We start from the raw sequence: 16,070 nt of genomic DNA on the forward strand, positions 1-16,070 counted from the left end.
GGCTTGCCGGTAGTTGGCGTAACAGGCGATCGCGTAGCTGTTAGGATCCTCATTGAAGCGGCAGAAGATCTCCTACGGCTTCTGCCTTTTTGTTGGCTGCTTGCTAGCCTTCTTAAGCGTCTTGCCCTTGGCGGCAAACTTTGGGGGGCCCAGGTCAAGGCCACGCACTGTAAGAAACGCGTCGCTACCAAGCGTCGCCGCCAGCTCTTGTGCTTCGCTGTTAAGGCGCCTGATCACCTCATCGAAGCCGACCTCATCGCCAGTGACCGGATCATCCCAAGTCTTATCGCCCTTCCACGAGATTACCAAGGCACCCACGCGTCGCTGCTCTGGCAGCAAATACTTCTCCATAAGCTGTTCGCGAAGCGCCTTCTGGAAATCTACAATGCTGTAGCCGTTCTCTCCGACTTTTAGCTCGATAACAGCTTGGATTGATGGGTCGGACTTCGACACCAGCCGGATGTCGGTTTCCTTCTCATCACCTGTCACGCCCTCTTGTGTAACGATGTAACTTTCACGAGCAAGGCGCTCAAACTCCGCTGATAAGGCACGCCTCAATAGACGTTCTTTATCGTAGAGAGCCCAGCCCTCGCGATGCGATGAGTCTCGGAAAAGATTGTCTTCGATCTCATCGAGGCGTCCGATCAGCACATGGGCCATCTGCTGACGCGTTCTGGGGGAGATCTCGAGCTTCGTTTCCAGTTCCCTGACCTCGCGCTCAGTCAGCACCTCTGCGTCGAGTTCTTCCGCAAGTTTTTCTCGGCGAAGCGCGATGATTCGGTCACGATAGTGCGCGACCTCAGGATCGCCTGATAAGCTCAGTTTCGCTCGCGAAGCCTCCTCTCCCTTCATCTCCATTAGGGCGTTGAACAAGCCTGATCGTGCATACTCGGCGTTCTCGCGGTTACCGACTGATCGCACGCCTTCGACTAGGTCGTCGTCCTTTCTGCGCACATGGCGGTGTGCTAGCTGTAGCAGTCGAAGAATGAAGTCGGGCCGTTCACCCATAGAGCCGGTGCCAAGGCTCGCGTGGTGTCCGAAGAGCGCGCCAATCCACTTGACGACTTTCGAGTCCTTGGAGGGCGTGACCGGTTTAGAGAGCTGCTCTAACGTGTCAACGAACGCTTCGGCATCCAGGCGACCCAAGATTGGCAACCAAAGGTCGATGTTCTTGGGATCAGGCCTTCCAGTCGTCGCAGCGATCGCCGCTCTGCGAAGAAGCGCGGCGTCTTCTGGCGACCCATGCACGAGCAGGAAGTCAGCGGCGTTCCCAATGTTGCGCCGCTGGATATCGGTTAGACGCTGCTTTGCAACGGCCCTGTGCGCCCAAGCTCGAACCCGGGGCAAGAGAAGATGCGCCACCGAGTCCGCGCTGCGCCGCACGTATTGCAGAAGCATGCTGTGCGGGTCAGCATTCCTCCCTAGCTCTTCTGACAATTCACGCCCGATTACAGCGTCTACGGCAACGGGGTGTCGGATCGCTAGCTGCTCGAGCCAGGGGGGAAGACTATTGAGTTCCAGAAGCGCGTAGCGACAGGCTAGCTCAGCTTCCTCAGCGCTTAGCTTGGCTGCCCAAGCAGGATCTTCCGCCTCGGCATAAACTCCTGCCAAACCCATCCCCCAAATAACTAGCGTCGTGTTCTTGTGTTCCTCATCACGCTCAGATCGAAGCGTAGGCTTCTCACGGCGCCAAGCCGCAGCAAACGCCTTCTGGAAGCGGCCTGCAAGCTCCTTGCTCAACATCCTTTCGATGAAACCGCGATTCCATCCCGCTTGCGAGCGTGCACTGCGGTCGTTTTTCATGACTTGCCAGAAGTCCCATAACGTGTTCTCGACGCGGGCATCTGAAAAAGCTACGTCAGGGCTTTCGCGAAGTTCACGATGGAACTGCTGCCAGCTTGCAGCCCCTTCCGCATGCTTCCTGCGACGGGCTTCCTCGCTCTCAGCGGCCGCTTTCTCCCACTCAGAGAGTTCGCCGCGCCTGAGGTAGGCGCTTTGGAAGGCTTCAATCCTTGCCTCCAAGTCGTGCGCGTCGGCAGATGCTGCGCTTAGTTGAGCGATCCAACTGTCAGGATCGGACTTATGCGGCGTCCACTCGATAGCAACTTCCAATGCAAGTGCGCGATCCCAAGACTTTTTTTGAGGATCTGCAATTGCCGCCAACACCCACGGCTCGTCGCGCTGCAAAACGGGTTGGTAGCCGCACTCCCATCGCAAGTGATGGAGCCGAGGCTGCGTGCTTCGCTCACTTTTTGGGTGGTATTTACGCGCGATGACGTCTTGTGCCCAGAACACGCCAGAGCGAACCGAGTTGGGCGCTTCACTCAGAGCTACACGTAGGTCCTTGACCTCGTCCCTAGTTTCATAGCTATTGACCGTAAGCAAGAGCGAGAGAGCAATGCCCCTGATCAACCCCGCATCGCACCGATGATCGCTTAGGCGCCGCAAGCAAACTGCCAGCAGCGCCGGGACCAGATCCTGGCGCCTTGATTGCAATCGATAGAGCGACTTGTCCCAAGTCAGTCCCGCATTGACCAGAATAGATATCTGCTTCTGCATCAATAGAAGCGTATCGGCATCGAAGTGAGAGCGCTCCACGACAATGGTGAAGTAGGTGATTGATCCCGAGTAGGTTCGGCTTTTCGAGCCTTGCCTGCCGAAGATCTGCATGAGTTGCTCGACAGACATTCTGCTCGGAAAGAACTCAATCACCACGCGATCGACGAGAGTAGGTGGCCAGCCAGGCACGCCGGCAGCGACCTCATCGAGCAGTGAAAAAAGTCGCGGATCATCGAGCCGGGATAGTGCTAAGAGGGCACTGATGCGGCTACCCATCTCGGCTTCGGCATCCACCGCAGCTTCGTGGGCTAGATCCGCGTTCTCCTCCATATGTCCCCAGCCGATCAGCCCTAGCAAGGTGTCTCGAACCTCTGGATTTTCGATGCCGCTCTTCCAGAGGCGCGCCACATCTGCCGTGAGATCTTTCAACGCGAAGCGCTCGACTTGAAGGCTAGGCACGGCCTGGCCGCGCCACCCGCCTTTGCCGAAGCGATTGACATAGCCTTCCAGTGCGGCGCGGCGAAGCGGCACATCGAGCGACTCAGGGTCGCCTGCGTGGAGAAACAGTTCGGGTTCGTGCTCGATGACCTCTTCACGTATGAAGGCGTCATGCGGAGCTAGCCACGCCACAACAGGGCGCATTGCTGGCTTTACGATGCGCTCACCCTCATGCGTGCGTGCGAAGAGCAGCTGCGCAACCTCACGATTTGGAAGCCCTCTCTCTCTAAGTTGGCGAAGTCGCTCGGCCGCCAAGAACTCAATGGACGATCGGTGGTAAAAGCGCACGCGACCATAGTTGGCAAACCCAAAAAGCCCACGTTCGAGCAGGGTATCGAGGTGGTCGCCTGTCCAATCCGGAAGCACTTTTGCGGGATCAAGAGCGCCGTCCCCCGAGGCCCGGTCTCCCCCTTGGCCATGCCAGATATTGAACTTGCGTCCTAAGAGGGCAGCGAGCGCCAGGCGTGCAGCGCCTTCGCGTGCTTTGACGGGCTCCAATGAAACGCGCTCACGACGCGTGTTGTTCGGACGCAGCCTGATCTCAATCGCCGTATCCACCTGATCGCTGTGCGAACGGATGTAGCCGTTCTCCTTCCAGTCACCGCACAACTCAAGGAAGTCCAGCGGCCTGCGCGCGAAGTCGTGTGCGTTTCGCGAACTAATTTCCTTAAATAACTTATCTGGATCTGTAACACCAGCGGTCTTGGCCATTGCCCGCATTTGCTCTTCGCTGAGCGGTGCGAGAGCGACATTTCTCCACTTCGGGGTCTTATCTTCCTGTGTTTCTTGCATTTTTTCGCGCATCGCAATACTCGCGAAGGCGACCTCTGGATCCATCTGCACTTCGACCACCGGAACCGGGAGATGCTTGGCAATGATCTCGCGATCAAGCGGAATAGGCCGAGTGGTAATCACGATCGTGGCTCTCCCCAGATGCCCCGCAAGTGATTTAGCGACAGACTTGATTGCGCGCTCAAAGCTTGAAAGCGTCAACTTCAACTCATCGATCGAGTCAAAAAAGAATATCGCGCGCTCTGTCTGGGCCAACTTCCAGCTATCAAAACGAGTTTGTTCCTCAGGGGAGAATCCGTCTTCGATTGAAAGCGAAGCAAGCGCGGACAACTCCACAAAGAATGCAGTGCGTCCCTCGCCCCACAGAGATTCCGCCATTTTCTTGCATTCAAAGGTCTTGCCCATTCCGGCTTCGGAAACGATCAACACCCGATCGGATTCCAACAGATTGGCCCAATCGATCTTGCGCCCCCCCTGAAAGTTGGCCAGAAACTCGGCGGTCTCTATGCTTTCAACCTTTTCATCCGGCAGATCAAAGAAAGAGCGAACGACAGCGGTGTCGGTAATTGCCATATGATTACGAGTTCCTTCGTCGTATCGTTTTCAAGCGGCGCGCGGGCATGCCGTCTCAGCTTGCTGGTGGTGGGCTCTGAGCAAAGATAGAGCTTAGGGATGGGAAAGGCCACCAGCCGCATCGTGCTGAACGCAAGAAGTTTGGGTAGGTTGGAAGAATAGGATCTTCTCGATCACTGACTTAGAGGAGCTGGTTGGCACGGGCAGTGTCGGTATCACAACCTTGGTCGAGCGAAAAGCAAAGGCCCCGAATTCGGGGCCTTTGATCGTCGGCGCTTAGGTGGAGGTTCTGGCCTCCGTCCCCCAACCATGCCATGGTGAGTGAAGTGGCCTGGACGATGGGGAAAGATTAGCTTGGCTAGCTTCAAAGACCTATCAGATGAGTTCGCATGATGGGGTCAGAAAAATCTGAGAAGCGGAGCAAACCACACTATGCTCTACTGCCCACCGAGGAGATCAACCCGGATACTTGGGAAATTTTTCGTCCGGGTGATTCTTTTTCCACTCTTGATAAGCCGAAGTTCCTTCCCAAGCCTTGAACGCCAGGGGCGTACGTCCGCGACCAGACCAAATTTCCTGAGTATGCGGAAGCCAGTATTTAGGAGCCACTTCCTTTTTCGCGCTGACTGCCTTCTTGGGCTTTGCCGCACCATTGATCACAAAGCCGGCAATTTCCGAGCGCTGCTTGGGGTTGAAATACTCAGCAAACTCGCCAAGCAGCTTCACCACTTCGGTGAAAGCCTCGGTAGCCTGATCTTGCCGCAGCTGGGCTTCTTGCTCTTCAAGCTTACGGAGTTCTTCTTCGAGCTTGGCTTTAGCAGAAGTGATGGATTCGAGTGACTTCTTACTCACAAATTTCCTTTGTCAAATATTTTTCTTCATACAATTCCCGCACAAAGACAGCGCAGGCGCCTGTATAACTGACTTTCTTTAACCCGCTGAACTTGGCGCTCTAGTGTCCCGCCTGAGTTCATGACGTTCTGCAGAAGCTTTAAATTCGTCAAGTGTGTGCTCTGTGACGGACCTGAATTCTGACTCATAGCACAATCGCAGCCCGGCGTCAGACCAGCGTAGGCGTAGCGCCCCATCCAAGCGAAAGAAGGCAACTGCATCCTCCCCCAAAATTTTAATTATTGCATCCAAATCTTTCGCATCAAGCAAGTGCCCCAAGACAACATCATCTTGAACGATCCAAGGCGATTCCATGGTCAGGTCGTCGAAGGTTCGAAATTGCGTCGCGAACGAGACGAGCCCTAGTCGCCAAGCATCTAGGTCTGATTTGCGATACCGCGTGTGGCGATTGGTGGCCATGCGTCCCGTGACGTCAGGGTTCTTAGACCTCGCCGGTCCAACACCTGCATCGATGGCGCGCTTTAAGGTCTTAGTGCTGCGACCTGTGTAGATCGCTGCTTCTGCGGCATTAAAATCGCTGTCTGGGTGACGATTGGCCAAGCGTCTGCGCACCTCTTCCAACTGCTCAGAAGTGAGGCGTTTGGCAGTCCGTTCGGTCAACCGGACTGGGACGGGCGACATCTCAGGCATCTCGGAATTGGCCTCTTCATCGGCCATGTGTTTCGTCCATTCTGTAGCCGCAACCACCTCACCTTCAAGCCCCAGCCGTCAGGATCAAATGAGCATAGTGGATACGATAGGCTCCGCACTAAGCAATACCTTCTCCACGCGCGTGATCTCTTCCAGCAAACGGACATCGTCCACTTTGGAGTAGCGTCCCGTTACATCACGCAGATTTCGGTGATTGAGGAGCCGCTTGACCACGGCGTAGGACGTAACCTCCTCTGCTACGGTCGCGAAGGTCCGGCGCAGATCATGCGTTCGAAGCTCCTCGATCTCACCACTCACCTTCAGCCCCTGCAAGATGGCTTTGCTGTCCAAATAATGCCCCTGCATTGCACGGCTGCTTCGCGCGGGGAAGACCCAGGGGCTTGCTTCCTTCCGAGAAGCCTCTTCCCTCAACATCAAGATCCGTCGCGCTCCTGGGGCTAGTGGAAGCATATGTGTGGCACCATTCTTGGTATCAAAGAAGGAAGCCCAGCCCGCATCCAAATCGACCCAAGAGTTGATCAGAGCCTCGTCCTTAGTGATCCTGTGGCGCCACCGCAAAGGGGCAGCTTCCCCACGCCGGGTGCCCCAAAGAAGCGTCAGCAGCAGGTAGTCGCACGCCGTTCTGTAGTTGTCGACTTTGCGCCTCTCCCAAAGCGCCGTGAGGAATCGCCCCAATGAGCCATCGCGCAGTTGCAACGGGTTCCGCGCTCGGCTGACTTCGTAGTGCGCCTCCAACTGCTCGCGAGTGCGATAGCGCCCTTCCTCGTGCAGAACCCCAAACGGGTTCATTTGCAAAGACGAAGAGCGGTTGGCGTTGGCGGCGATGCGCTTCTCTCTCTCCATGCAGTAGCTCACGGCTCGGCTGGCCCATCGAAAAGTCAATTCTGCTGTCGTAAGCGTTGGGGTGTCGTAGACCTTTGACTTAGGATTGGCGCGCTTTGTGCCATCGACCAGCTTCCTTCTCCCCCTTGCGATCTCATCGAACGCATCCAAGATCCGCTGCTCATGGATCAGCTCGCCGATTTGGCAAGCAAGAAGCTGGATCTTAGGCCTATCCAAACGCTTCTCGGCCTGTTCCAGCCCTCTCAAGCTACTGGGCTTAGCAGGTTTGGCTCGCTCCAACAGATGACGGCGATACATCGCAAAGCACTCTGCCAGCGTCATCGATGCGACTCGCAGCTCTTCTTTTTCCAGTTGCTTGCTTTGGGCAGGACTCTGTCCGGTTGCGCGCATCCTCTCCAATGTGATCTTCGCTTCCTCACGAGCCTTGGCCAATGTCAGATCTCTGCAACTTCCAATGGTCGCCTTCAACACCCGGCTGCCTACCCGCCGTTGGAGGATGTAGCTCATGCCAGTTCGATTGACCGCCACACCAAAGCCTACGGGAGCATCCCGGTGGCCGTCGAAAATGACATAGCGCTTCTGATCCGAATTCGGGGCAAACTTGACGACCTTGCCGGCGTCGCTGATCACAGGGATGCGAGCGAAGGACAGCTGTTCTTTGACCATCGTGGCGGTCAGCGCTACGCGCTTGGGCTGCTTAGTCTCCATGTGTAGCTCCAAGATTGGGTCGACACGACGCACGTTAGATCACAGAGCTACGCGGGAGCTACAGCTAGCTGGCCTGACTTGGCCTCGCCTGTCCATACTTGTCCTCAACCAGCTTGTCAAAAATTTTTTAACTCATTGAATCTGATGCAAAATCGAGAGAAGAACCAAAGTCCCGGGAGCGCAGCGGAGCACACTCCGTTAATGAAACAGTTCTTCGCCGCAAAGTCCGAGTACCCGGACCTGCTGCTGTTCTTCCGCATGGGCGATTTCTACGAACTGTTCTACGACGACGCGCGCAAGGCCGCGCGGCTGCTGGACATCACCCTGACCCAGCGCGGCAGTTCCGGCGGTGCACCGATTCCGATGGCCGGGGTGCCGGTGCATGCCTACGAGGGCTACCTGGCACGGCTGGTGGCGTTGGGCGAGTCGGTGGCGATCTGCGAGCAGATCGGCGATCCGGCGCTGGCCAAGGGCCTGGTCGAGCGCAAGGTGGTGCGCATCGTCACCCCCGGCACGGTCACCGACGAGGCGCTGCTGGACGAGCGCCGCGACACCCTGCTGATGGCCATCGCACGCAACAAGCACGGCTACGGCCTGGCCTGGGCCGACCTGGCCGGCGGCCGTTTCCTGGTCAACGAGGTCGACAGCGAGGACGCGCTGGAAGCGGAGCTGGCGCGGCTGGAGCCGGCCGAACTGCTGGTGCCCGACGAGGACCAGTGGCCGGAATTCCTGCGCGAGCGCCGCGGCGTGCGCCGCCGGCCGCCGTGGCTGTTCGATGCCGACAGCGGCCGTCGCCAGTTGCTGGCGTTCTTCCAGTTGCACGATCTGAGCGGCTTCGGCATCGACGACAAGCCACGCGCCACCGCCGCCGCCGGTGCCCTGCTCGGCTACGTGGAGGAGACCCAGAAACAGCGCCTGCCGCACCTGACCGCGATCGCGATGGAGACCGCCGGCGAGGCGATCGCGATGAACGCGGCCACGCGACGCCACCTGGAACTGGACACCCGCGTGGACGGGGACACCCGCAACACCCTGCTCGGCGTGCTCGACAGCACGGTCACGCCGATGGGCGGGCGCCTGCTGCGGCGCTGGCTGCACCGTCCGCTGCGCCTGCGCGAGGTGCTGGTGCAGCGCCACCACGCGGTCGGCACGCTGATCGACCGCGGCGCCGACGCCGAACTGCGCGAGGCGTTCCGCGCGCTCGGCGACGTCGAACGCATCCTCACCCGCGTCGCCCTGCGTTCGGCGCGCCCGCGCGACTTCTCCACCCTGCGCGACGGCCTGGGCCTGCTGCCGAAGGTGCGCGCGATCCTGGCGCCGCTGGATTCGCCGCGGCTGGCGGCGTTGGCGGCGGAACTGGGCCAGCACGACGAGATCGCGCACCTGCTCGCCTCGGCGATCGCCGAGCAGCCACCGCTCAAGCTCAGCGACGGCGGCGTCATCGCCGCCGACTACGACGCCGAACTGGACGAGCTACGCCGGCTCAGCACCAACGCCGACCAGTTCCTGATCGACCTGGAAGCGCGCGAACGCGCCAACAGCGGCATCGCCACGCTGAAGGTCGGCTACAACCGCGTGCATGGTTACTACATCGAGATCAGCAAGGGCCAGGCCGACAAGGCACCGGTGCACTACAGCCGGCGCCAGACCCTGACCAACGCCGAACGCTACATCACCGAGGAACTGAAGAACTTCGAGGACAAGGTGCTGTCGGCGCGCGAGCGCGCGCTGTCGCGCGAGAAGCTGCTCTACGAAGGGTTGCTGGACACATTGGGCGAGCGCCTTGAGCCACTCAAGCGCGCCGCCGCCGCGCTCAGCGAACTCGACGTGCTGGCCGGCTTCGCCGAACGCGCGCAGGCGCTGGACTGGACCCAGCCGGAACTCGAAACCGGCGCCTGCCTGCGCATCGAACGCGGCCGCCACCCGGTGGTGGAAGCGGTGCGCGAGCAGCCGTTCGAACCCAACGACCTGGACCTTCACCCGGATCGACGCATGCTGGTGATTACCGGCCCGAACATGGGCGGTAAATCGACCTACATGCGCCAGAACGCGCTGATCGTGCTGCTCGCGCACATCGGCAGCTACGTGCCGGCGCGGCGCGCGGTGATCGGCCCGATCGACCGCATCCTCACCCGCATCGGCGCCGGCGACGACCTGGCGCGCGGCCAGTCGACCTTCATGGTCGAAATGGCCGAGACCAGCTACATCCTGCATCACGCCACCGCGCAGTCGCTGGTGCTGATGGACGAGATCGGCCGCGGCACCTCCACCTACGATGGTCTGGCCCTGGCCGACGCGGTGGCGCGTCACCTCGCCCACCACAACCGCTGCTACACGCTGTTCGCCACGCACTATTTCGAACTGACCGCGCTGGCCGACGAATCGGTCGAAGGCGGCCCCAGCGGCATCGCCAACGTGCACCTGGACGCGGTCGAACACGGCGACCGCCTGGTGTTCATGCATGCGGTCAAGGACGGCCCGGCCAACCGCAGCTTCGGCCTGCAGGTGGCGGCGCTGGCCGGCCTGCCCCGGACCACCGTGGCGCAGGCGCGGCGACGCCTGGCGGAACTGGAACAACGCGGCGGCGAGAGCCACGCCTCGCAGATGGCGCCGCAGGCGCTGGACGCACCACAGCAGTTCGGCCTGTTCGCGGCCACGCCGTCCGCCGCACAGGAGGCGCTGGCCGCACTGGATCCGGACGAACTCACGCCCAAGCAGGCGCTGGAAGCGCTGTACCGACTCAAGTCGCTGCTGTAGGCGGCCTGCGGCTTTAGCCCCTCTCCCCCCGGGAGAGGGGTTGGGGTGAGGGTCCGGCGCGAAGCGTCTCGCAGCGCCAGGACGTACGAGGCTGCGCCCGCACCCTCATCCGCCCCTTCGGGGCACCTTCTCCCAGTGGGAGAAGGGAAGCGCCAAAGCCCCTCTCCCCTCGGGAGAGGGGTTGGGGTGAGGGTACGCCGCGAAGCGTCTCGCAGCGCCAGGACGCACGAGGCTGCGCCCGCACCCTCATCCGCCCCTTCGGGGCGCCTTCTCCCGAGCGGAGAAGGGAAGCGCCGAAGCCCCTCTCCCCTCGGGAGAGGGGTTGGGGTGAGGGTACGTCGCGAAGCGTCTCGCAGCGTCAGGACACACGAGGCTGCGCCCGTACCCTCATCCGCCCCTTCGGGGCACCTTCTCCCAATGGGAGAAGGGAAACGCCAAAGCCCCTCTCCCCCGGGAGAGGGGTTGGGGTGAGGGTACGGCGCGAAGCGTCTCGCCGCGTCAGGACCACGAGGCTGCGCCCGTACCCTCATCCGCCCCTTCGGGGCACCTTCTCCCGAGGGGAGAAGGAAGGCGCTAGAGCCCCTCTCCCACCGGGAGAGGGGTTGGGGTGAGGGTCCGGACACACGGCACCCCCAACCGCCAGTAATCCCACATTCCACTAGGCGCTCGCCGGCACGGCGCTCGGACGCGGCATGAACGGATTCGGATGCGCCGCCAGCAACGCATCGTCGATGGCCGCCGCCCGCTGCGCCGCCGGCCGCGCCATGTGCCGCTGCGCGAACGCGACGAACGCCGGCCGCGCCTGCAGCACGCCGATGCGCGTGTAGAAGCCGAGGAACGCGGCGGCATACAGGTCGGCCGCGCTGAAGCGGTCGCCGGCCAGGTACTCGCGACCGGCGACACCCTGCTCCAGCATGTCCAGCAGATCCTCGCCATGGCCGTAGCCGGCACTGTGCGCCGGTGCCAGCGTGCCGTGCTGCTTGGCGGTCAGGAATGCCTCGGCCGGTCCGGCCAGCAGGAACAGCCAGCGGTAGTAATCGCCCCGCGCCGGCGATCCCGGTGGCGGCGCCAGTTGCCGCTCCGGCACCAGGTCGGCCAGGTAGGCGCAGATCGCCGCGTTCTCGGTGACGGTGGTGGTGCCGTGGACCAGCGCCGGCACCTTGCCCATCGGATTGATCGCCAGATACGCCGGCGCCTTCATGCCGGTGCCGTAGTCGAGGATCTGCGCGCGGTACGCCAGGCCGGTTTCTTCGAGCATCCAGCGCGCGATGCGGCCGCGCGACATGGGGTGGGTGTAGAGCACAAGATCGTGGGACATGGTCGGACTCCGTGGTGGACGTCGCGCAGTCTGCGCGTGCCCTGCTGACACCTGCTGTCAGGAGCCGACGCCGTACCCGGTGGCGGCGCGCCAGCGTCGGATCAACTGATGCCGCCGCGTCGGGTAGCGCTCGCCATCGTCGCGCAGCGCCAGCACCCGGTCGGCGCGGAAATGGCGGAAGTCGCCGCGCAGTTCGCACCACGCCTCGATCATGCCGTAGCCGCCCAGGAAGGCCATCGCGAACGGCCAGACGCGCCGTTGCGAGGCGCTGCCGCCGGCGTCGGCATAGTCCAGGTGCAGCACGTGCTCCAGGCGGATGCCGCGGCGCAGGACCGGCAACCATGGCGCCGCCGGCTGCGCGGGCGTGGCCGCCGGCACCAGCAGCCCGCTGGTCTCCAGCGCCAGCCGCAACGGCGCCGGCAGCGTCGCGCCGATCCGGGCGATGGCGCGCTGCGCGGCCTGCGCCAGCTCCGGGTCGGCCTGGCTCGCCACCCAGCGCGCGCCCAGGGTCAGCGCTTCCAGTTCGTCCTCGCTGAAGTTCAGTTCCGGCAGCAGGAAGCCGGGGCGCAGCACATAGCCCACGCCTGGATCGCCGAGGATGTCGGCGCCCTGCCCGCGCAGGCTGGCGATGTCGCGGTACAGCGTGCGCAGGCTCACCCCCAGGTCGGCGGCGAGCTGCGCCCCGGCCACGGGCCGGCGGCGCCCGCGCAGGGCATCGAGCAGGCGCAGCAGACGGGTGGCGCGTTGGGTCATCGCGACAGGATAGCGAGCGCCGCCGGCCCAGCGCACATGGGCCGGATACAGCGACACGTGCCCCGAGGTTCAAGCGGCCAGCCATTCCATCGAATGCAGCGATAGCCAATAACTATCGATTGATTAGAAGAATTCGAATTCTATAGATGGACACTTGCGCCTATCGTGTCTCCAGTTTCACCGCAGCGCCGCCGTATGATCGCGGCGCCACGCCACCACATCGTCCATCGAGACAGAGGCAGCCTCCCATGACCAGCGAATCGAAATGCCCGTTCCACCAGGCTGCCAGCGGCAGCGGCAGCGGCACCAGCAATCGCGACTGGTGGCCCAAGCAGTTGCGCGTGGACCTGCTCAACCAGCACTCCACCCGCTCCAACCCGCTGGATCCGCAGTTCGATTACGCCAAGGCGTTCAAGCAGCTCGATCTCGAAGCGCTCAAGCGCGACCTGCACGCGCTGATGACCGATTCGCAGGATTGGTGGCCGGCCGACTTCGGCCACTACGGCCCGCTCTTCGTGCGCATGGCCTGGCATAGCGCCGGCACCTACCGCACCGGCGACGGCCGTGGCGGCGGCGGTCATGGCCAGCAGCGTTTCGCCCCGCTCAACAGCTGGCCGGACAACGTCAGCCTGGACAAGGCGCGGCGCCTGCTGTGGCCGATCAAGCAGAAGTACGGTCAGGCCATCTCCTGGGCCGACCTGATGATCCTCACCGGCAACGTCGCGCTGGAATCGATGGGCTTCAAGACCTTCGGCTTCGCCGGCGGTCGCGCCGACACCTGGGAGCCGGACCAGGACGTGTACTGGGGCCGCGAGACCAAGTGGCTGGGCGGCGACGAGCGCTACACGCACGGCTCGCCGGGCGTGGACGAGGCGCACGGCGTGCTGGTGAAGGACGACGACAGCGAAGTGCGCCACACCCGCGACCTGGAGAACCCGCTGGCCGCGGTGCAGATGGGGCTGATCTACGTCAATCCGGAAGGCCCGGACGGCAATCCCGACCCGTTGCTGGCGGCCAAGGACATCCGCGACACCTTCGGCCGCATGGCGATGAACGATGAAGAGACCGTGGCGCTGATCGCCGGCGGTCACACCTTCGGCAAGACCCATGGCGCCGGCCCGGCCGACCACGTCGGCGCCGAGCCGGAAGCGTCCGACCTGGAGAGCCAGGGCCTGGGCTGGTCCAACAGCTTCGGCAGCGGCAAGGGCGGCGACACCATCACCAGCGGCCTGGAAGTCACCTGGACCACCAAGCCGGCGCAGTGGACCAACGAATTCTTCGAGCACCTGTTCAAGTTCGACTGGGAACTGAGCAAGAGCCCGGCCGGCGCGCACCAGTGGGTGGCCAAGAACGCCGAAGCGGTGATCCCGGACGCGCACGATCCGTCGAAGAAGCACCTGCCGACCATGCTCACCACCGACCTGGCGCTGCGCTTCGACCCGGCCTACGAAAAGATCTCGCGCCGCTTCCTGGAGAACCCGGATCAGTTCGCCGATGCCTTCGCCCGCGCCTGGTTCAAGCTGACCCACCGCGACATGGGTCCGCGTGCGCGCTACCTCGGCCCCGACGTGCCGGCCGAAGAACTGCTGTGGCAGGACCCGATCCCGGCCGTGGACCACCCGCTGGTCGACGCGCAGGATATCGCCGCACTGAAGAAGACCCTGCTCGACTCCGGGCTGAGCGTGGCGCAACTGGTGTCCACCGCCTGGGCCGCGGCCTCCACCTTCCGCGGCTCGGACATGCGCGGCGGCGCCAACGGTGCGCGCATCCGCCTGGCCCCGCAGAAGGATTGGGAGGTGAACCAGCCGGCGCAGCTGGCACAGGTGCTGGCCACGCTGGAGCGCATCCAGACGCAGTTCAACGGCGCCCAGAGCGGCGGCAAGCGGATCTCGCTGGCTGACCTGATCGTGCTCGGCGGCGTCGCCGCGGTGGAACAGGCAGCCAAGCTGGCCGGCCAGACCGTCCAGGTGCCGTTCGTGCCCGGCCGCATGGACGCCTCGCAGGAACAGACCGATGTGGAATCGTTCGCGGTGCTGGAACCCATCGCCGACGGCTTCCGCAACTACGCCAGGCGCCGTTACGCGCTGTCGGCCGAAGCGCTGCTGATCGACAAGGCGCAGTTGCTGACCCTGACCGCGCCGGAGTTGACCGTGCTGGTCGGCGGCCTGCGCGTGCTCGGCGCCAACAGCGGCCAGTCCGCGCATGGCGTGTTCACCGATCGCCCGGGCGTGCTCAGCAACGACTTCTTCGCCAACCTGCTGGACATGGGCACCGAGTGGAAGGCGACCTCGGAAATGAAGGACGTCTACGAAGGCCGCGACCGCAAGAGCGGCGCGTTGAAGTGGACCGGCACCCGCGCCGACCTGGTGTTCGGCTCCAACTCGGTACTGCGCGCGGTGGCCGAGGTCTACGCCAGCGCCGACGCGCAGGCGAAGTTCGTGCGCGACTTCGTCGCCGCCTGGACCAAGGTGATGCAGCTGGATCGCTTCGACCTGGCCGCCTGAGAGCGGCGCCCCGCGTCTCCTGCCTGCATGACGACAACGCCCCGCTCGCCGGGGCGTTGTCGTCTGTGTGATGTCGTCGGTGGCGGTGGCGGCCGCGGCGCATCGACGTGAGGCAGAGACTGCAGCGGATCTTTCGCGGGCTGACGGCGTCGCGGCTGAAGCCGCTCCTACGCGGTCTGGCCGATCGCAAACACGATCGCACGTGCGGGAGGGACTTCAGTCCCGACTGCTGGGCAGCCCAGGCAGACGCCGATCGTCGCGATCGACGTCGCTTCCACAAGGACGCAACGCGTCCCGTAGGAGCGGCTTCAGCCGCGACGGCAGCGCTCAGGAAGCGTCGCCGCACCAACAGCATGCCAGCCTCCCCACGTCCCCCATGCGCGTTGCCGGCCAGCCGCGCGGGCGACGCAGCACGCTCGGCTACAGCGCGTCCAGATCGCCGAGCGCGCGGATCAGGCGCCGCGCGCGCTTGTCCGGCTTGCCCTCCGGTGCCTGGTAGCCGTTGCGCTCGGCGCTGCGCTGCGCGCGCAACTGCGCGCGGCGCTCGCGCGACGCTTCGCTTTCCTGATACAGCGCCTGCGCCACGCTGGCAGGACCGCGCGTATCGCTCAGCCCCAGCACCTGGATCTCGAACAGCTCATCGCCACGCTGCACCCGCACCTGCTCGCCCACGCGCACTGCGCGCGAGGACTTGGGCCGCTGCCCGGCCACGTCCACCTTGCCGGTTTCCACGGCCTGCTTGGCCAGGCTGCGGGTCTTGAAGAAGCGCGCGGCCCATAGCCAGACATCCAGGCGCACCGAGGCAGCTTGCACGACAGGTTCGTTCATTACGTTGCTCGACATCCACTCACGTTGGGGTTGCAGGCAGCCAGAGGACGCCGCCGGATCGGACACCATGGCACCGGCAGAGTGGATGGCCGGCGCGCAGGTCTTTCCGCACAGATGGCGATGCGATCGCGCCAATGCAAGCACCGCGTCCGCAGGGACACGCCCCTTCAGGATGAATGCGTTGGCAGGTAGCGAGCGAACTCGAGGCAGGCGCACCGTGGGTGTGGCTCACCCAGATTTACTGTCCCAGGCTGGCGCTGGCTTTGATCCACACCCACGCCAAGCGAATGATGCGATCCATGCCGAACGTACGTCCATCCTCGGCGCAAGCGCACTACCGCGACTCGGGCAGGACCGGCCGCCACGCGTGACAG

General features: G+C 63.1%; 9 protein-coding genes. 2 read left to right on the forward strand and 7 right to left on the reverse strand.

Translation table 11 applies throughout. From position 1 onward, the window contains the following. Positions 1 to 72: 72 nt before the first annotated feature. The 4 genes from AC1G9L_RS15740 to AC1G9L_RS15755 form a co-directional block, all read right to left on the reverse strand. The gene (locus tag AC1G9L_RS15740; protein WP_019799383.1) at positions 73 to 4,422 is read right to left on the reverse strand and encodes a hypothetical protein; all 4,350 of its coding nucleotides are present in this window, start codon (positions 4,420 to 4,422) and stop codon (positions 73 to 75) included. A gap of 456 nt (positions 4,423 to 4,878) precedes the next feature. Further along, positions 4,879 to 5,274 (reverse strand): H-NS histone family protein, encoded by a 396-nt coding sequence (locus AC1G9L_RS15745; RefSeq protein ID WP_481069467.1) that lies wholly within the window; start codon positions 5,272 to 5,274, stop codon positions 4,879 to 4,881. Positions 5,275 to 5,352: 78 nt separating this feature from the next. Beyond that, positions 5,353 to 5,991, reverse strand: coding sequence for a helix-turn-helix transcriptional regulator (locus AC1G9L_RS15750; protein WP_481069468.1), 639 nt, complete (start codon positions 5,989 to 5,991; stop codon positions 5,353 to 5,355). Positions 5,992 to 6,048: 57 nt separating this feature from the next. Then, complete coding sequence (locus tag AC1G9L_RS15755; RefSeq protein WP_481069469.1) at positions 6,049 to 7,536, reverse strand: tyrosine-type recombinase/integrase; 1,488 nt, start codon at positions 7,534 to 7,536, stop codon at positions 6,049 to 6,051. 144 nt (positions 7,537 to 7,680) lie between these two features. On the opposite strand from AC1G9L_RS15755, the gene mutS reads away from it, so the two are divergent. Beyond that, entirely contained in the window at positions 7,681 to 10,293 is a 2,613-nt protein-coding gene (mutS, locus tag AC1G9L_RS15760; protein WP_481069470.1) for a DNA mismatch repair protein MutS, read from the forward strand. Positions 10,294 to 10,951: 658 nt separating this feature from the next. Here mutS and AC1G9L_RS15765 read toward each other — a convergent pair. Both AC1G9L_RS15765 and AC1G9L_RS15770 read right to left on the reverse strand, forming a co-directional pair. After that, positions 10,952 to 11,611, reverse strand: coding sequence for a glutathione S-transferase family protein (locus AC1G9L_RS15765; RefSeq protein WP_481069471.1), 660 nt, complete (start codon positions 11,609 to 11,611; stop codon positions 10,952 to 10,954). A gap of 57 nt (positions 11,612 to 11,668) precedes the next feature. Beyond that, the gene (locus AC1G9L_RS15770) at positions 11,669 to 12,364 is read right to left on the reverse strand and encodes a helix-turn-helix transcriptional regulator (RefSeq protein ID WP_481069472.1); all 696 of its coding nucleotides are present in this window, start codon (positions 12,362 to 12,364) and stop codon (positions 11,669 to 11,671) included. A gap of 248 nt (positions 12,365 to 12,612) precedes the next feature. Between AC1G9L_RS15770 and katG the strand changes: the two genes are divergently transcribed. Then, complete coding sequence (gene katG, locus AC1G9L_RS15775) at positions 12,613 to 14,868, forward strand: catalase/peroxidase HPI (RefSeq protein ID WP_019801319.1); 2,256 nt, start codon at positions 12,613 to 12,615, stop codon at positions 14,866 to 14,868. Between the two features lie 420 nt (positions 14,869 to 15,288). On the opposite strand, the gene AC1G9L_RS15780 is transcribed toward katG, so the two are convergent. After that, a complete protein-coding gene (locus AC1G9L_RS15780) occupies positions 15,289 to 15,696 on the reverse strand; it encodes an RNA-binding S4 domain-containing protein (RefSeq protein WP_010342235.1) in 408 nt (135 codons plus the stop codon). Positions 15,697 to 16,070: the final 374 nt, after the last annotated feature.

The sequence above is a fragment of the Xanthomonas sp. NCPPB 1132 genome, from assembly GCF_056629235.1.